Origin of the sequence: Zooshikella ganghwensis (assembly GCF_018263875.1) — a bacterium.
Classification (GTDB): Bacteria; Pseudomonadota; Gammaproteobacteria; order Pseudomonadales; family Zooshikellaceae; genus Zooshikella; species Zooshikella ganghwensis.
The window spans coordinates 1-19350 of the sequence record NZ_JAEVHG010000002.1; the positions used below are offsets into that span (position 1 = coordinate 1).

11 protein-coding genes are annotated in these 19350 nt (G+C 37.0%); 2 read left to right on the forward strand and 9 right to left on the reverse strand.

Annotated features, from left to right (window positions below):
• Positions 1–5719 (reverse strand): non-ribosomal peptide synthetase (locus KHS79_RS03965; protein WP_212716861.1); only part of this gene is annotated, 5719 nt, incomplete at its 3' end.
• A 1496-nt stretch (positions 5720–7215) separates the two neighbouring features.
• Between KHS79_RS03965 and KHS79_RS03970 the strand changes: the two genes are divergently transcribed.
• Positions 7216–8229, forward strand: a complete 1014-nt coding sequence (locus KHS79_RS03970) for a DUF6607 family protein (RefSeq protein WP_212716863.1) — start codon at positions 7216–7218, stop codon at positions 8227–8229.
• A gap of 369 nt (positions 8230–8598) precedes the next feature.
• Here KHS79_RS03970 and KHS79_RS03975 read toward each other — a convergent pair whose 3' ends face one another.
• Genes KHS79_RS03975 through KHS79_RS03985 form a run of 3 tightly spaced genes read right to left on the reverse strand, consistent with a single transcriptional unit; the run spans position 8599 to position 10671 of the window.
• Complete coding sequence (locus KHS79_RS03975; RefSeq protein WP_212716865.1) at positions 8599–9024, reverse strand: GNAT family N-acetyltransferase; 426 nt, start codon at positions 9022–9024, stop codon at positions 8599–8601.
• Positions 9025–9054: 30 nt separating this feature from the next.
• Positions 9055–9903 carry a GNAT family N-acetyltransferase gene (locus tag KHS79_RS03980; RefSeq protein WP_325167582.1) on the reverse strand — a complete coding sequence of 283 codons (849 nt, stop codon included), beginning with the start codon at positions 9901–9903 and terminating at the stop codon, positions 9055–9057.
• A 36-nt stretch (positions 9904–9939) separates the two neighbouring features.
• The gene (locus KHS79_RS03985) at positions 9940–10671 is read right to left on the reverse strand and encodes a GNAT family N-acetyltransferase (protein ID WP_212716867.1); all 732 of its coding nucleotides are present in this window, start codon (positions 10669–10671) and stop codon (positions 9940–9942) included.
• A gap of 106 nt (positions 10672–10777) precedes the next feature.
• On the opposite strand from KHS79_RS03985, the gene KHS79_RS03990 reads away from it, so the two are divergent.
• Positions 10778–11101, forward strand: coding sequence for a tetratricopeptide repeat protein (locus KHS79_RS03990; RefSeq protein WP_212716869.1), 324 nt, complete (start codon positions 10778–10780; stop codon positions 11099–11101).
• A gap of 136 nt (positions 11102–11237) precedes the next feature.
• On the opposite strand, the gene KHS79_RS03995 is transcribed toward KHS79_RS03990, so the two are convergent.
• The 5 genes from KHS79_RS03995 to KHS79_RS04015 form a co-directional block, all read right to left on the reverse strand.
• Entirely contained in the window at positions 11238–12983 is a 1746-nt protein-coding gene (locus KHS79_RS03995; RefSeq protein ID WP_212716871.1) for a zinc-dependent metalloprotease family protein, read from the reverse strand.
• A gap of 767 nt (positions 12984–13750) precedes the next feature.
• Complete coding sequence (locus KHS79_RS04000) at positions 13751–15313, reverse strand: multicopper oxidase family protein (RefSeq protein ID WP_212716873.1); 1563 nt, start codon at positions 15311–15313, stop codon at positions 13751–13753.
• 128 nt (positions 15314–15441) lie between these two features.
• Positions 15442–16947, reverse strand: coding sequence for a multicopper oxidase domain-containing protein (locus KHS79_RS04005; protein ID WP_212716876.1), 1506 nt, complete (start codon positions 16945–16947; stop codon positions 15442–15444).
• Positions 16948–16978: 31 nt separating this feature from the next.
• A complete protein-coding gene (locus KHS79_RS04010) occupies positions 16979–18565 on the reverse strand; it encodes a multicopper oxidase family protein (RefSeq protein ID WP_212716878.1) in 1587 nt (528 codons plus the stop codon).
• 137 nt (positions 18566–18702) lie between these two features.
• Entirely contained in the window at positions 18703–19215 is a 513-nt protein-coding gene (locus KHS79_RS04015; protein ID WP_212716880.1) for a DUF6702 family protein, read from the reverse strand.
• Between the last annotated feature and the right edge of the window lie 135 nt (positions 19216–19350).

Sequence of the window (19350 nt, forward strand, 5' to 3'; positions counted from 1 at the left end):
GTCGCGCCTGAGGTTTATCACTACCCTGCCCCTTAACACGCAAGGGGTGCTCAACAAACTTTTCTGCCGTGAGCGCTGGATTATTTAAGTAGCCTAACGCGACCCCCTCTCCACCCGCATATAACTCCCCCACCACCCCAACAGGTACAGGCTGCTGATGCGTATCCAACACATACACCTGGGTATTGCCAATCGGTTTACCTATGGGTAATGGCTGCGTCGCCGGCCAGTCTTTAGGGATCGGGAAACAGCAGGTAAAGGTTGTATTTTCTGTGGGTCCATAACCATTAATCACCGTCACCTGGGGATACTGCTGATAACAGCGGGCCACCGACTGTGGCGAAACCACATCCCCGCCAGTCAATACATAGCGCAGACTGGGCATGGCGGGCAATTCAGCAGCCACCCACTGATCAAACAAACCTGCCGTCAACCAAATCGTATTGACCTGATGTTGGTGAATGCAGGTGGCTAACTGGGCCGGGGCCACAACCTCTTCCGGATACAGCACCACCTGTCCACCATTAAGGAGGGGCCCCCATAGCTCCAGGGTCGCCGCATCAAAAGTCACCGACGCCGCTTGCAACATCACAGTCTGCTGATCCACAGGAACCGCAGAATTATTCAATACCAACCGCAAAATACCGCGATGCGGTACTACAGTTCCTTTCGGCAGCCCTGTTGAACCGGAGGTATAAATCACATAGGCAGCACTGTGCTCATCCACTGACACCACAGGGGCGGTTGTCGGGTAGCTCACCAAGGTGCTTTGTAGTTCTGGGCTGTCTAACCGCACGGCCTGCTGATCCGTCAGTGGCAGTTGTTGTTCCAGGCCACGCTCCGTCAGCACCCAACGTACCTGGCTATCACTCAGCAAATAGCGTAATCGGTCTTCTGGGTACTGGGGGTCTAACGGTACATACGCACAATCCGCTTTTAAAATCGCTAAGGTCGCTATGACCATATTGAATGAACGCGGTAGGCAAACACCCACTAAGCTACAAGGCGGTACCCCCTGGCTAATTAAATAGTGCGCAAGCTGATTCGCCTGCGTATCCAATTGCTGGTAACTCAGCACGTCATCATGCCACGCCACCGCCGTGGCTGCCGGTGTCGCCTGTGCCTGCAAGGCAAACTTCTGCGCCACGGTTTTAAAAGGCAAGTCAATCGGTTGGGGATTCCAATCCTGGAACATCTGGTGTTGTTCGTGTGCTGTCAGCAGAGGTAACTGGGTAATAGGTCGTGTTGGCGATTCAAGCGCCGCCAGCAGTAACTGATTAAAGTGGGTCGCTAAACGAGTAATGGTGGCCGCGTCAAACAGATCTGTGTTGTATTCCCAGTCCAGAGTTAAACCATCAACCTGTTCTTCAATATTTAATGTTAAGTCAAACTTTACGCGACTCGTTTGTGTTTGCAGTGGCAATACATTGAGATCTGCCAGTTGATACTGTTCTTGCCTATTATTCTGTAACACCAACATTACCTGAAATAATGGCTGATAACTTAAGCTACGTGTTGGCTTCAGTTCATCAACCAATAATTCAAAAGGCACTTGCTGATGAGAAAATGCTTCAAGTGAAGTATGACGACACTGTAGAACTAACTCATTAAATGATGGATTACTTGTTAAATCAGCTCGCAACACTAAAGTATTTACAAAAAAACCGATTAATTCAGCAACATCCGATGCTTCACGATTTGCGGTAGGAGTACCTATGGTAATATCTGTTTCCTGACTATAGCGACTGAGTAATGCTGAAAACAACGCAAAGAGCCCCATAAATAATGTTGCACCTTGTTGTTCACAATACTGTTGTAATGACGTTGTTAATTCTTTATTGATTTTAAATGATAAGACACTACCACAATAACGTTGCTGACTTGGCCTTGACTTATCCAAAGGTAGGCTATGAAGCTCAGGAATACCTGTCAGTTGCGTTTTCCAATAATTTATTTGTGATTGGATTGTACTTAAATCATTTAATTTTTTACGTTGCCAATGCGCATAATCAGAGTATTGAACAGGAAGATCAGATAAGGTAGGTGTCTGGTTTAAATAAAAACTATTATACAGCTTATTAAGTTCATTAATTAAAATACCATAGGACCAACCATCTGCTGCAATATGATGCATTGTTAATAATAATTGAGCTTGATCTTCATTTAACAAAATCAAGTGCCCACGTAACATTAAGTCCTGATGCAAATTAAACTCAGTGGTGGCTTCTTGCTGTTGTATTTCAGAAAGAGTTTGCTGTTGTTTAATTTTTTCAATACCACGTAAATCAGTAATAGGTAAGTTAAACTCAACAGGCAAAGGTATTACCTTCTGATAAGCTTGACCATTTTCACTCAAAAACACTGTGCGTAAGCTTTGATGACGCTCAATAATCATCGTCAGTGCTTTGACTAAGCTTGACTGTGATAGTTTTCCATTCAGCTGCAGTACTAAGGGTAAATGATAGTGACTGCTTCCTCCTTCCATTTGACTAATTGCCCATAATTGCTGCTGAGAATAAGATAATGGCGAAGGATTTAGGCTTTTAACAGGATAAATACGATCATCCCATTCTTGTTTTACACAATTATCAATTGCATCCGCAAGAGAAGATAAATCATTAGCGAGAAATATCGATTTAACCGTTAACTTTACTGCAAATGTTTTCTTTATGAGTGACAATAGTTTCATTGACGAAAGCGAGTTACCACCCATTTTAAAGAAGTTAGCAGCTATACTAATTTGTACATGGTTACCCAATGCCTGTTGACAAAGACTAACGAGTTTTTCTTCTGTACCTGTTTGAGGGGCAACATAGTTAACATCTATTTCAGCAGACGATATACCAAACTCAGGTGTTGGTAATGATTTTTTATCTATTTTACCATTAGCAGTTAATGGGAATGTATCAAGTACCAAGATATTACTGGGTACCATATAATCTGGTAATGATTGATTGAGGTAATCAATAACCGCATCTGTAAGGTGTTCTTTCTGTTGGGCAGTAGCATACTTTTGTTTATCTACTGCCATAATGTAGCTCACCAAATGTTTTTGATCGCTATTAAGATAAGTATCTTGTATAGCGATAGTGACTGCTTCTGCTACGTCCTGATGTTTGCGAAGGCTGTTATCAATTTCACCTAACTCAACACGATAACCTCTAATTTTAACTTGGTCATCAACCCGCCCAATAAATTCCAGTTCACCATTTGGCAGCCATTTAACTAAATCACCGGTGCGATACAAAATGCCATCTTCAGCATTAAGTTCAATGGGCTTTTCAATAAATTTTTTCTTTGTCAGTGATTCATTGTTAATATAACCCTTCGCAACCCCTGCTCCTCCAATCAATAGCTCACCAGCCACTCCAATTGGACACAGCTGATTCTCCTGTGAGCAAACATAAGCATTGATATGAGGTGCAACACGGCCAATAGTAATTAAAGGGTTGTTATCATCAAATAATTCTGCAGAAGTACTCCATACAGTACCTTCTGTAGGGCCATACTCATTATAAAGCCTACTGTTAATTTTTGAGAAATGTAATTTTTTTAATTCATAACTAAAACTCTCCCCACCCACTATTGTAACTTGTAGCGATCTAAGCTGGTAAGCTTCTGCTTCATCTAATAACTGTCGATATAGTGAAGGCAAGACTAATAAATGGCTAATATTCTGCTGTTCAATGCTATCAACCAAATATGATAAGTCATAAACATCTTGGGCAATATATAATTTACCACCATCGAGTAAAGTCCAAAAAATACCTGCAACCGTACAATCAAATGAGAATGAAGAAATAAGTAAATGTGCCACAACAGGGTTCTGGTAAAAAGATTGCCGGGCTAAAATTGAACTTACTAAATTACGATGAGAAACAGCGACCCCTTTTGGTTTACCTGTCGAACCTGAAGTATAAATAACATAGGCTAAGTTATCTGATGCATAAGTATCACATGCTCCAATGGCTCTATCGTCAGCAGATATATTGTCTACAGAAAAATGCTGACACTGTTGTAAAGCCTCGCTAAGCAATAGTGTATCTGCTGTTGTTTGCTTAGAAAGGTTTAACTGTTGGCACAGTGCATACTCAGTAATCACACATGAAGATTGACAATCCTCAATCATGTAAGCTAATCGATCAGCAGGATAGGTTGGATCAAGCGGCACATATGCGGCACCAGCCTTTAAAATAGCCAAAATGGTAGCAACATAATTGACAGACCGTTCTAAGCAGATACCAATGCTATACCCAGGCTCTATACCCTTTTGAATTAAGTAACGAGCAAGCTGGTTAGATAACTGATTAAGTTCGTGATACGTCAATTGCTGAGTATCATCAGCGACTGCTATTGCATGAGGCGTTAAACGAGCTCGTTTTTCAAACAGCTGATGTATACTCATCACTTGCTGTTCATTTAAATCAGGAGTATTTACGCTCTTACTTGCATTATTCCACTGTGCTAACAAAGCTAACTCTTTTTTTGTTAAAAAATCGATTTTAGAAAGAGGTAGCCCTGTCTCCTCAGACATATTTGTAATAATATTAAAAATGCTCTCAACAAATGACGCTGCCTCAGTACTATTGAACACATCAGACCGATAGCAAAGAGTGAGCGTACCATGCTTCTTATCACTGGCCACATTACATTGTAACTGTACTGGTGTAGAATAACTTAAAGTGCACTGAGTTATTGGAATAACGTTTATATTTTTATAATGAAATGAGTCAAGTTCACTTGTGTCAAATACAATTGTATCAAACGGCGTATAATTTCCTTCAAAATTACCACATTCTGTATCAGCCATTTGCTTCGCTAACGTTTGAGGGCTTTCTAACGAAGTGATATTCAACGAATACGGTACAACTTCTTCTTCATTTTCATATATTCTATTAGCGGTAGACGTGTTTAATTTATGGCCTCGGTGTGCTCCTACAGATATATATTGCTTATGACTTATTTTATGTAAGTATATTGCTAACGCCAGCACCGTTATTTGCTGTAAATTTAATCCCAGTAATCTAATTGCCTCTTGTATTTGCTTATATGTGTCACTATTAATAGACACATGTAATATATTGAATTTTTTATTACTTGAGAACGACTTATAATGTAAAAACTCAGATTTCATCGTGCTTTGATTCGCCAATGATGCCTCTGGTACGTCATCATTACTTAACCAGTCACAATATTTTTTATAACTATGATCCAAACCTAGGTTAATTTGATTAGTAACTGGGCTATATGGCACTTCTCGGAAAGATGCATCATAAATAGCAAGCACATTTTTAACATAACAAACACATGCTTCATCAGAAAATAACGCAGCATTTCCTTGAACTATTAGTTGATAGCAATCAATATCAGCTTTCAATATATATAAGCAAAGTGAGTTTTGAGTATCAGTTTTAACATTTATTAGGTCTCTAATATATTTATTGATACTTATATAAGGTTTTCGATCCTTCGAGAAATCCAGGACTTTCAGTTTTACAGGTGCAAGCTCACATATAACTTGTTGGTTACTTTCATCAATATATGAACTATCAATCAGCTTAAACGCTGTTTTAGCTGCATCTAAAAAAGCAAGCTCACATAAGTTACCCTCTAACTTATAACAATAATATTTTGTAAAGCCATGCTGACTTATAAGCTGTTTTTTTCCTGCCTGACACTCTTTTCCTTGAATAGAGAAGTGGTCCCAGATTAATTTCATGTCAATCCCTAATAACTTCATTCTAATACAAAATATACCCACAACGAAGTATTTTTAAGTGATTGTCAAGTGATAAAACCAAAAAATCCTATATTAAGACATAACTTGGTTTATTAACACAGACAACAAACCCAAAAATTGATTCGTGACGGGTATATGTAATAATCAGTGACAACTAATCACTTAAATTGTAACTATTTAATACTTAAAGCATACTTTGAAAATAAAGCTCATTTTATTCTTTTCTAGCTATACATAAAACGAAGGACTATTAAAAACGGCCGTCAATGAGATAAGGCCCTTGAGCAATTTTACAACCGTGAAAACTGTGGTAAAGACTTATTAATATAAAAGTAGTGCTGGGTATATTAATAAATGACTAGGGCCTGTTAATACTATTTAAATCACCACTGCCGTAGACTATTTTTTCGCCTAGCAAAGCACATTTTTAGCCTAGCAAGGTACAACGAATGCCGTGTAGTCATTCTATATAAATGACTTGTAACACCGCTAGGTGGAAAAATAATCTCGGCCCGAAGGGGTGATGATGGTAAAAGCACTACTCGTTGTTACTCATTGTTCATTTAGAACCACTAAACTTCACGCTTCGCGCCTAGATGAGTGCTTTTACCGTCATAACAGCGATATTCAAATAGTGTTCACAGATCCTAGGGTGACAATTATATGCTCCTGCATTGCTCTGCTACCTGCAAATAAATTCATAAAACCATAACCCCGCACAATCGAATGCTTATAGAGGGAAATTATGGATAGCAATCAGATAGGCTTCAACAACCTTATTCAGTCTGCATGTTTTCTAAATCAGAACGAACTATAAAAAAGACTAGAACCACAAGCTCCTTTTTTGGTCACAAGAAGAGTTGTTTTGAACAAACAACCAGCAATGATCTTTGACTACTTTTTTGAACACAAGCCATGTGCCTTCTTTCACCATTATAAACAGCCTGCACGTCATTAAAGTAATGATTATGGCGCAGCTACTTCTTAGTAAAAATATATATGTACATTATAACTTATTTGCAACAAATTCAAATACAGAAAGCATTATTACTTCAGCTATCAATCTGAGCACAAAATATACACCACCTTTTTTTGTTCAAAAAAAAGACACATAACTCAAAAAGTAATGTTTAAAATTTAGATCAAAACACTTTATATTTGGTAATAAACTTCAACTCCTGCCCAAACTCTATGGTTGTTTTATAACCGGTTGTATAGAGTGACCAAATAGCACAGAAGTGTTATCTAAATGAGATCATTAACAACATACCTCAGTAAATTATTCACTTGCATGCAAAATTTATCTCTATATGATCAGTTAACGATATACTCAACGCGCAGTTTTTTAAGTCCAACGGCAGGAGGCACGCCTATGAAACATAACTGTATCAGATGTTAACTACCAGCCTGGGAAGCCAAGTAGTCATAATCATGCCGAGTATGTCATCTTGACCATAATTAAATAGGATGAGATTATGAAATTGTTATGGAAAACAATGCTCCTACCCAAACAACTTTCTGTTCTTTCAGTTTTGTTTGCCTCTCTGAGTACATCAGCCATTCAAGCCAATACATATCAGCGATCAAACGTCCTTACTCCTGACCTTGAAGAAATTAAGCAATTAGCTGGCTGTTATTTAGTAGACTATACCTATGCCGAAACAGAAGCAGTTGACCCTAACTACACCATGGACTCAAGAGTCTATGATGCTAACCAATATGTGGTAAAAGAGCTTATAAAAGTTGTTGATGAAGGAGAAGACTACGTAAGACTACAACATTTTATGCAGGCTGATAGTCATAGAGGCGATACAGCTTTTATGATGCGTCATCACGGAGAGATTTGGCGAAAAAAACCAATGTATCGATATAAGTATCTGGGCCGCTTTGGTGAAAACGATCGATGGGCAGTAGAGCCTATCGGTGCACTCCATGCACCATGGGTCAGAGAGATCCTAAGTTTAGATGATGGGCTACGTTACCAATGCCTAGGTACCTGGGTTGAAGGCCATAAATTTTCAGAATTCAACTGTGGTGCATTTGCTCCAATACCAGGTAGAGAGTCACGTGATATGGGAAGAAGTGATTATAATACCTTGTCACGGCAATCTTCCGTTATTTCATATGGTAACTCATGGATTGAAAGGCAGAATAATATTAAAACACAGTTTTCAGAGGGCTATAAGCACGCACTGGTTAAAGAAATTGGCAAAATCTGGTCAGTACGCTTACCTGATAATGAATGCGCATCAGTAGCTGATTGGGCTGAAAAACGACAAGCATTCTGGGATATCTTAGCCGATGTTTGGCGTAATACCTTAGATGGCTCAACTGATTTTAATGAAGTAAAAATGGTAGAAGACAGCACTAGAAGTGATAAAATAAATTCCTTACTCACACGCTATTATAAAACTGTAAAAGATAACCCAAAACACGCTGAAGTAGTTAGAGACTCTCTCTACAAAATTATTGAGCAACATCGGGAGTAAACTCATAATATAGTGTTTTAATGAACATTAGTGGGCCATGACCATGCATAAAATAAGGCTTTTTTGGGGTATGGCTCACTAGCTTCTAAAGATCAATATCCTCTTGCTATACCCAATTCGAACGATTTTTTTGTGAGGCTAACCTGATTAGATTTAATTACACCTTTGCCCAAAGTCTGCATAACATGCTCAAACGCGCTGTTAAACCTTCCTTGGAGGCTTGGTTACGAAAAAGATGCTGAAAGTACCAGGAGCAGTAAAGGCCAAGGGTGGTCTTCTAGTACGGGAAAAACAAATCACTTCACTCATTTCCACAATGTCTTTCGACCAAAAACTATTTTATCTGTAATTGTGCTCCATTTATGACTTTTACAGCGACTTAGTAAACTCAATTTTATTTTCACCCGACGAGGAAGGTACAACATTAGTAATATAGTATCCATTTTTAATAAGTAAAATAAGCATGCCTGGATACTTATTCATACTTTTAACACAAATTCGGTGTCCACCAACTTCACGCACATAAGCTTCCTGAGTTCCAAGGAGTTGCTGCGCAACACCAAAGCGACGGTACTCTGGCAGAACACCTCCCAACCAACTATAAAAATTTTGGATATCCTCCCAATAACCTAACTTATACCCTGCAAGCTTACCTGAGACCTCAGCAACTAACAGTTTATATTGGCGGGATGCTATTCTGTTTAAATAATATGCTATTGAATGAATACTGTTTAACTCTGCCACATTATTGTGTATTAACAATGCCTCATCTAACATACCATCTCTAATAATCATAATCGCTCACTGCTATAAACTGCTAATTATTTACCCTACCTCAAACGAAGTGACACCATAAATTCTATCTAGAGGTAATGTAGGTGATTCCCCTGTATACATTCTCGCCGTTTCAAAAACCTTCTCCATTCTATAACGTTCAGCCAACTTAAGCGCTTCATGATTGACTTCAGGTATGTCAAGGTAGACTGGTTGTAAAAAATCTACCGCTTGTATTAATGAGGCAAAAATAGCATCAGCCAATGCAGGATTATCAGCGTAAAGAGGTCCAATCTTGTAGCCATTTTGAGCCTTACGTATAACACCATAACCAGCTAAACGATCATTTTGGATAATACCTAATGCATGACAATCTGGCTGATTGATCCATGATTTTAAAAATGCTGTTCTTTTTTCAGGGAAAAAAGAACAGGTATAAAGCTCAACCGTGTTAAATGGTAACGTCGAAAGATCAATAGTATCGGTATTAGCGAATACGTCATCACCACCAACGTATTCAAATCGAATATTTCGATAGGCTAGCTTAAAGCCAAATTTTTTATAGTTTTCTTGTTGTTCAACAACACCATCTAAGCCAATATTACAGCCATATAGATACTGAATACCTGATTTCCAGATTTTCAAACCATAACCCTGGCGTCGATAATCGGGATGTACAATATAAAAACCTAGAAAACCGAATGATGCACTATATTTGACAACAGATAATGTCGAAATTGGTTTACCATCAAGTAAACCCATAAAAAAACCGTTTGGATCGGTGTGATAGTAACAGTCCGCATCATGAAGCCCTGGATTCCATCCCTCTTTTGCAGCCCAGTCAATAGCAATATTAACTTCCTCGCGCTTCATTGGTCGGATTATGTAATTACTATGCACTATTGAAGATCCTTCTATTGCTTCATTAAAAATATATTAACTGACTGAAGAAAAAACAGACATCTCAATATCAGATTGAAACCCTAAGTGGTAGTATAATTTTTGACCTAATACTGATGCCGCAAGTCGAATGTGTTGGCAATCAGCCTTCTGGGCATCATAGATAATATGGTTCATGATTCGTTTAGACAGCCCTTGTCTTCTATAACTAGGGTTCGTTTGTACATCATCAACAACCATGTCACTCCCTGCAGAAATTGCCCGTGCCCATGATATTAGATTTTGTCCATCACAAAGATAGTACATAGCAACATCATTTTTATTAAACCGTTCTAAACAAACAACATCCTCACCACGTTGTGCATTAAACCAAACTACCTCGTCTTTGTTACTTAACACTTTAACTTCATGCTGTGGCAAAAGATCAGGCAGCTGACTCACATCCAATGACATCAGCAGCTCTTCAGTCACGGGTAAATACTGCTGCTGATCAAGCTCCTGTTGTACTGACATATCCAGATTAAAGAGCGTGATAAAGTGCTGTTCATCATTAATACTTGCCTTAAATGACTGTAGGTCAAATTCACTTAGGTTCCATATAAAAGCTTCATGCTTACGCTTTACTGAACCAATGGGAGTATCGAATGAGCAGATTACACCGCCTGATTCGTGTGTTAATAACACCTCACCTTTAGTACGTGACTTACTCCAACCACTCACAAAGTGGTGAATAGCGTCCACAAAGTTATTATAGCTATTATTATCCATAGACATCCTGACTACTTTCTTTAAATGACTTGTTACTTTCTAGGTAATCAGCGCTATTATACGCCGAGTGTCAGATATGCCTACTTAATTTATCCAAGGTTAGTTTATGATTAAACAGCTCGAAACATTATTACAGCAAGGTCAGGATAATGCGATGTTACGATTCGGCTTAGGTAAAGCATATCTGGACGATCAACAGCCAGAGAAAGCTATTGAGCATTTCATCGCCTGTTTACAGCATGACACAAACTACTCAACAGCATGGAAGTTACTGGGAAAAAGTTATGTTCAATTAAATGAATGGCAAAAAGCAGCTGACATTTACCAGCAAGGTATAACCATCGCTCGTAGTAAAGGTGATAAGCAAGCCGAAAAAGAAATGCTTGTATTTCTTAAACGATGCAATAAGCAATTAAATAATTCCAAGTAGGAATACATCCTACTTGGTTGCTAAAGTTACATCATGCTCTGACTGGCTGCCAGAGTATTAACTAAACAAGCAGCCCGTCTGGAGGTTTAAATCTTATCTACCGCATCCATTAGTACTTACATCTAGTACTTACATCTTAATTACGTTTTGTGAGAACTTTCAACTCATTCAGGGAAAATCCGACGCCATCTGAAACACCAGTAATAACAAGTCTTGCATTAGTCAGCTGGCTTGGCATCCTTATATCTCCAGTTAATGCCGTCCAATCGACCTGATTCACTGGTTTATAATCGATAAGTATCCAGTCTTGTGTATCTTGAGCAGTTTCATAGTACAGCCAAATTGCTGCAACACCCTCAGACCCACCTTGAACTTCTGCAGCAAATCGATAAGTTTCATTTTGTTGCAGAGCACAAGTTAAATCTAGACCAACCACTGGCATTGTGTTATCAACTGTAGAAACTGTCATGTAGCGCTTTTTAGCATCAATATCTATAATATCGAGTATCTCTGACTGCCAACCATAGAATCCTTCTGTACTTTTGGGATACTCTTTACTCCAAAAAGGCGTTTTATTGAAATTGATAGTATATGCATGTATCAAGCTAAACTCTCTTAGCGTCATCCCTTTAACTTTTACAGCCTTTGGTTCAGTGTAAGGGTATTGGCTGGTTTGGTCTTTACTAACACAGAACTCTGAAATTTGTTTAGAAGCTTGATTAACTGCTTTAAGTGTATTTTTGTCAGCATTACCAATAGACGTTAATTGTTTTATGACTTTTGTTGTAGGATATTTACCTGGAATTAGATTATAGTCACAAGTACTTGAACTACAGTCCTCTCTTAGCCAAGATATTTTTGACCAATCAGCTCCAGGCTTATCAAGCTCTGTTCTATCCAACCTAAAAAATGGAAAAGTATAGGTTACAGGGTTTTGTGTAGAAAAATAGGGTAACCAGTTTTTATTTTCAGCATCATAACTATCTGTATACCCCATTATTGTAGTAAAAAGATCATCTTCCCCATAACCAAAACTATATTCATATAGTCCACCAGCAATTAATTTATAATCATCAAATGTTGGATCATTTATGACAATACTCCCTTTTTTTGGAAGCTTACCGTTCTTTTTCAAATATTCATCTGATTTAACTTCCAATAGCGCTTCTTTTAAAAAGCTTTTCATCGCATTATCATTAATTGACGCATTAAAATTATTTTTTTCAGTTCTTACATCATGGTTTAGTCCCATAGAGTGCCCAAACTCATGCGCAACAACTAACACGACTTCATCAAACAAAGTCTTATCTTTTTTGTGTGAGTAGGTATCGCAGGTATTTTTATCGATAGAAGCAACTGAATAGGCATTGTCTCTATCACTCAGTGAAAACTGACCTTCCTGTACTTTAGCACCACTTGTTGTCGCAATACCACATGTACCATCATAAACTGCTTCTGGTACAGATACTAATGTCAAAACTAGATCAGCACCATACTGTGCCCTTAAATCACGTATGCCTCGATTAGACGATACTATTGAGACTGAATGACTACCTACTGTAATTTTATCCAAACGTTTAGTATCTGCGTCAGCAGTTAATTCAGAGTGAACCAAATTGAGCTGTATATTTGCATTATTTATACGGTATAATTCATTCAGTTGCTCAACAAGATCCGTAATACGCTTGTTTATACCTGCATTATTAGCGTATGAATCAGCAGTAGACTTGGCTCCCTCAGTATATAGAATCATTAAGTCAACGACCTCTGGTTGAGTTTGCCCCATATCTGCAAGCGAATGCATGGATAAAACGCTTGCCGAAATGGCAACACTTAAGATTTGTCGAGTTTTTTTAGGAAATGATGTCTTGTTCTGACTCATACAGTATGTTTGCCTTAAGTTTTTTAATTAAAATATAACTTTTCAATTAATGCAGAAAATAATGGAATGACAGTGAGCACTCAATATTTTCAAAACAAACGTCCAAACTCTCAACACTTCAGCATCAATTAAAAGTATTCTTTCTAATGGCATATCATTCTATTTGCAAACTCGTATTATTCCATCTGTAAATCTACTGATAAAGCCACAAAAAACATACACCTTGGTACCATATAAATACTTAAAACAACATATAACATTTCTCTTACCTCATGCATTAACAAGTTATAACAACTTTTAAATAAGCAACCCAACCTTATACATTTTTATATACAATATATAAGCTTATTTACTCCTCCATAACAGAAGCCAATTCATAGTCTCTACTAGTCATAATTCCCATACTAATCCAAGCTTTGCAGACTTATTATTTGTGATTCTCGATTACAAAAAATAAACAATCATGATATTTCGATATAGCGTTTGCTAAAACACAGGTTGAGTAACATACGTTGAGCTACTTCTCACAATAAAACGTCAGAATTGAAGTGTATTCGATGAGTGTCGTACAAACTTAGGGCTTGTTAACAGACCCTAAGTAAAGAATACTTGTAAAAGTGTATCTTTTAAATAAAAGGATGCTACATACAATAGCCCTATTGATCACACGGGAGAATACATCATTAATTATTGAAGCAGTATGCAGCATTTTTTGGAGTGGTATTATACTCAGCAGTTTACACAATGTCATTTACAATCAATTAATCTTAATATACTATAAACTGACCCATCATACCTTTATCTTCATGTTCAAGAACATGACAGTGATACATATAAGGAATATGATAATTAATATCTGATCGACTTTCGATGTGTTTCATATATTCTTTTCTGTAAGTATTATAATTAAATTTTACCAATATTTTACAGGTATGATACTCACCTTCATTCATTTCACCAATACGTTTTGGTAGTGCGATTGTGTCCTTCCATCCTTTCAGCGTATTGTCTGGCTCTTCTCCATATAACTCAAGAACCAAAAACGAGCAACCATGAACATGAAAGTTATGTCCACCTTTCAAAGATTTTATTTCCCATATTTCAGGAATATCTATTTTCACCTCTTCATTAATAAACTTCATATCAAATTCTTTATTATTAATACTCATTTTTGATAACTCATCGTCTACCATAAGCTCAAATGATCTAGATATATCAGATAATGTATTAGTAATAAAGTCTCTCTGAATCTCACTATGCCTTAAGCTATTAGCGAGTATCGTTTCTTTTAATTGATAAGAGTTTACTACAATTTTTGCTATAGTTACTGTTATATAATCTGGATCAAAGGGGTCAGAAGGCAGCGTAACTGCCTTCATATCTAGCATACCACCTCTAAACTTTGAAAAATCAACTATTATTTCAACTCTCTCGCCAGGAAGAACTAGAATTTTTTCAACTTGTTCAGGTTGGTTTAAAAAACCTCCATCAGAAGCAATAACATAAAATATAGTATCACTAAAGAATAGGTTATAAGGTCTCGCATTAGATGCATTTAATATCCTGAATCTTACTAACCCTGGCATTACGGATATGAATGGATTAGCTACTCCATTTATACAATATGTATCGCCTGTAAATACTCTATTTGGTTTTAGATCATAAATCTGCTGCCCAGCAGCATCAAAAAGCTTATCTTGCAAAATAATTGGTATATCATTAATCCCATAAATATCAGGCAAACCCAACAAAACGCTATTTTTATCTTCTATAATAAACATTCCTGCATGACCAAAATATACCTGTTCTGCTGTTTTACCACAGGTATGATCATGGTACCAGCAAGTTGCAGCTTCTTGATGAATTGGCATACTGATATTCCAAGTTTCACCTGGATGAATCATCTGATGAGGCCCACCATCTAAACGCCCTGGAATATGTAAGCCATGCCAGTGATTGGTTACCGGTTCTGATCTTAAATTTACAACTGAAAAATCAACAATATCCCCTCGTTTGACTTTAATAGTAGGACCTAAATAAGAACCATGATGCTGTAAAGTTGAAATCCCAGTAGCATAGGATTTTTTACCCGGATAAAACTCATGTTGGGTATCTTGAATATACAGGGTTGGCATACGATATCGTTTTGCATAAGGGTTATACAACAAGGGAGGGACACAAAGAGGATTAAAATCAGCAATAGCTTTTTTTTGTCGGTAAGTCAGTCCCTCTAATGATCTAGAGTGACCAACAACAGAAAACCCTACTGAGGTTAGTGCTGCTCCCGAAGAAAGCATAGCTCCATATTTAATAAAATTTCTACGCTCCATGTATGTACCCTTTTGTTTTTTTACACTAAACATGAATACTTTTTTATTCAATTTTAGCTTTTCATATAATAACGCTGAGTACTACTTGAGACGAAAATTTTCTTTCACAATAATTCAAAAAACTCTTATTATAACTGCTCAATTACTGAAAATTGACCAATTTTACTAACACCCTGTTCATCCATACTTACCAGATGATATAAATAAGGAACATGGTACTTCAAGCTCGTCGAATTATAGGCTGTTTGAAACTGGTTTACACCATGCCGATATGTAGTCGTATTAAAACTAATGAGTATCTTCATTTTATGTAATTCTTTTTTTTCACTTCCTATTATAACAGTATCCTGCCATCCACAACTTTCAGGAGGAATACCATTTATACTCACTACTAGAAATGAAGCTCCATGGATATGAAAGGAGTAACTTCCCTTTACTTCTACCTCCCATACTTCATCTTTATCACGAACAATAGCACTTTCAATTTCATTCATATTGAATACTGTATTTTGAAGTATATTTTTTTTTGTTGTTTCGATTTCATCTGTTGATATCTTTTTTGCTACTGGTAATGTATCTACTAGATTAAAATTAACATTTAGACTATTATGTCTCAATTTATTAGGTAATACTGTTTCAGTACAGGCAACATCTTCAACCAACACTTTTAGTGCAAGAACTGATAAATCATTCCAAAAACTATCCACAATGTTAAGTGCAATATTTTGCTGTTTTTCTTCAATTAACAACATAAGCTCGCAACGCTGACCTGGTGCTATACTGACTTTTTGCATTGCAATGGGAGCATTCAGCATTCCGCCATCTGTTGCGACTTGGTAAAAAGTTGAGCCATGAGTAAAAGAAAAATCCAATACTCGGCTTTGTGTAGCATTTAAAATCCGAAAACGAACCCAGCCAGGTGAAACAGTAATATATGGTTTAACAGTGCCATTGATAACTAGTGTGTTTCCCCTATAGCGTGTATTGAGATCGAATATTTCCTTACCTTCACTATCAAAGTTTTTATCCTGAATAATTAGAGGAATATCATCCAGACCATATGTGACAGGCATATTCAAAGACTTATTGCTTTCATCTTCAATAATTATAAGACCCACATAGCCTAAGTACATCTGTTGAACACCCAGTTCATAACCTAATGGGTGATACCAACAGGTAGCCGCTTCTTGCTGAATATGTAGTGTAGTGTTCCAACTTTCTCCAGGATTTATCAACTGGTGAGGACTGCCATCAACACTTCCCGGAATATGCAAGCCATGCCAGTGATTCATAGTTTCTTCATTGGTTAGGTTTTTAATTGATAATTCAACAACATCACCACGTTTCACTTTTATCGTCGGACCTAAGTAATCTAGCTGATGCTGTGATGAAGATAAACCTATAGAAGATGACGCAATATTATGAAAAAAGCTATGCGTTTTATTTTGGATCGTTAAGGCTGGTAAGCTATAAAAATCAGAAAATGGATCATTCAGCATTGGAGGAATATACAGTAAATTATCACTCTCATTTAATACTACCTCGTACTCAAGATCATCTTTTTTTAAACTTGAATACAAAACACCCAGTGCGCCCACGCCAGACGCAACAGATAAAAACTGACGTCGATCCATTCCTTTACCTTATAAATTCATGTTTAATTTTTTAGGCTTCATCATATACTATAAACTGCCCCATCATGCCTTTATCTTCATGCTCAAGTAAATGGCAGTGATACATATAGGGGAAATGATACCTCAACTCTTTTTGGTCTTTTAAGCCACTAATATTCCGATTTGTACCATCAGCACGAAAGGTTGTATGATCGAATTTTACTAAAATTTTTGCAGTGTAATATTTTCCTACAGGAGTACCAGGCTCTGGTAACGGTAATACTACTGTATCTTTCCAGCCTTTGAACTCATCAGGAGGAGGCTCGTCATCAATTGCCATGATAAGAAATGAACAACCATGAACGTGAAAGGGGTGTCCTCCTCGCAGTGACTTAACCTCCCAAACTTCATGAACACCACGAGGAACAAATTCATTTATAACTTTCATGTCATAGGCTTTATTATTTATATACATTTCCGTTAGAGTACTATTGCTACTTAAATCAAAAGATCTGGATATAACTTGAGGTGCTGATTTAATTTCTTCCTCCCAGTTGATCCACTTTTTCCTCAAGCGCGATGGTAATGTAGCAGGCAGTTCAAAATTATCTTCAATCGCCAGTCGCATAATATTAACAAACAAGTCACCACCGCTAGTATCAACAACAATCGTTTTTGCCATTAGATCGATAATACCACCACCATCCTGTGACAGATCAATCATAATTTCAGCGCGCTCGCCTGAGTACAACGTAAGTTGATCAATTTGTACTGGTTGGTTTAAAAAACCACCATCTCCTGCAATAACATAAAAGCTTCGTCCATCCTTAAAGTAAAAGTCAAAGTGCCTATCATTAGCACCATTTAATATTCTTAAACGCACCCAGCCTGGGTTTACTTTACAATATGGATTTATCGTACCATTCACTAATATACTATCTCCTAAAAAGATAGGACCACCTCTTAAGTCATAAATTTGCTCAAAATTAGTATTAAAAAGCTTGTCATGAACAATAACTGGAATTTCATTAACTCCATAAATATCAGGAATTCCCAAAAAAGCACTATGAGTATCTTCTATCAAAAACAAACCTGCATGGCCAAAATAAACATGTTCTGCAGTTTTGCCGCAGGTATGATCATGGTACCAGCAAGTAGCTGCTTCTTGACGAACAGGCATGGTTATATTCCAAGTTTCACCTGGCTGAATCATTTGATGAGGCCCACCATCTAAACGACCAGGTATATGCAGCCCATGCCAATGATTTGTAACAGGTTCTTGTCGTAAATTGACAATCGAAAAATCTACAACATCTCCTCGTTTAACTTTAATAGTTGGGCCAAAATATGAGCAGTGATGCTGTAAAGTTGAAAGTCCTGTGGCAGGAGATTTTTTTCCAGGATAAAATTCATGGAATGTATCTTGTACATATAGCGTTGGCATACGATAACGTTTAGCGTAAGGGTTATACAATAACGGTGGTATATATAAAGGATTATATTCTGAAATGAGTTTTTTTTGCTGATAATTAAGCCCTTCGGATGATCCTGAAGAACTTAATGCAGATAGGCCTACAGAGCTAAATGCTAATCCTGATGATAGTGTGGCTCCATATTTAATAAAGTTTCTGCGATCCATTGCATTTCCTTTTCTAATTTTAAAATTCAAGTTTTAAGGCAGTTATTTATAATAAAACCACCCTATTAAAATCATTTAAAGCTCAACGTAATAGTTACCAACAGCTTACATCGAGCCAAGAAAAATATTTTATTACATTATTCACCAGAATCATTAAGCACTTTATACTTAAAATTATTTTTCTTTGACAGAATTACTTTTTCTTTTTTATCTTTTGACTTTAATAGAACCACATTTTGCTGATTTCGAGTCTCAGACATAGCTGTTATTTTGATCTCTAAATCACTAATTTCCTTTGGCATATTAAGCATATTAATACTAATATTCGTTTCATGGCTACCCAATCGAACATCATTCACATTTAACGCAATATTTTCGCCCCTAACCTTTATGCTCATTTTCTTCAACAAATACCAACCCAATAGTTTCTTTTTCTCTTCCATATTTGATTTACTATAACGCGATTCACCATAATAATTTTGTAATGCAATATCTACTCCCTGCCGCGCAAACGAACCATAAATATAGCCAGAGCCTGGTAAAAGTGTTATTTTGTAGAATGAAATAAAACTTGTGTGAGGGTAAGCCGTTTGACTTAAAAAAAAGAAGATTAACAAAGCAATTGCTTTATATATTGCATTATAGAGCATTTTTAAATCCTTTTATTTTACACCCCACCAGTCGAGAGCAGACTATAAGACACTTTATACCACCTGTTCTATTTTTCTTATTTTTATTTATATTGCTAGCAGAATAACAATACTGAAGACATCAATTATGACAAC

What these genes read in the sequence shown, in the direction of transcription:
- KHS79_RS04015 (WP_212716880.1), bottom strand. Translation starts at nt 19,215, where the DNA reads ATGCTCTATAATGCAATATATAAAGCAATTGCTTTGTTAATCTTCTTT.
- KHS79_RS04010 (WP_212716878.1), bottom strand. Translation starts at nt 18,565, where the DNA reads ATGGATCGCAGAAACTTTATTAAATATGGAGCCACACTATCATCAGGA.
- KHS79_RS04000 (WP_212716873.1), bottom strand. Translation starts at nt 15,313, where the DNA reads ATGGAGCGTAGAAATTTTATTAAATATGGAGCTATGCTTTCTTCGGGA.
- KHS79_RS03985 (WP_212716867.1), bottom strand. Translation starts at nt 10,671, where the DNA reads ATGGATAATAATAGCTATAATAACTTTGTGGACGCTATTCACCACTTT.
- KHS79_RS03975 (WP_212716865.1), bottom strand. Translation starts at nt 9,024, where the DNA reads ATGATTATTAGAGATGGTATGTTAGATGAGGCATTGTTAATACACAAT.
- KHS79_RS03970 (WP_212716863.1), top strand. Translation starts at nt 7,216, where the DNA reads ATGAAATTGTTATGGAAAACAATGCTCCTACCCAAACAACTTTCTGTT.
- KHS79_RS04005 (WP_212716876.1), bottom strand. Translation starts at nt 16,947, where the DNA reads ATGGATCGACGTCAGTTTTTATCTGTTGCGTCTGGCGTGGGCGCACTG.
- KHS79_RS03995 (WP_212716871.1), bottom strand. Translation starts at nt 12,983, where the DNA reads ATGAGTCAGAACAAGACATCATTTCCTAAAAAAACTCGACAAATCTTA.
- KHS79_RS03990 (WP_212716869.1), top strand. Translation starts at nt 10,778, where the DNA reads ATGATTAAACAGCTCGAAACATTATTACAGCAAGGTCAGGATAATGCG.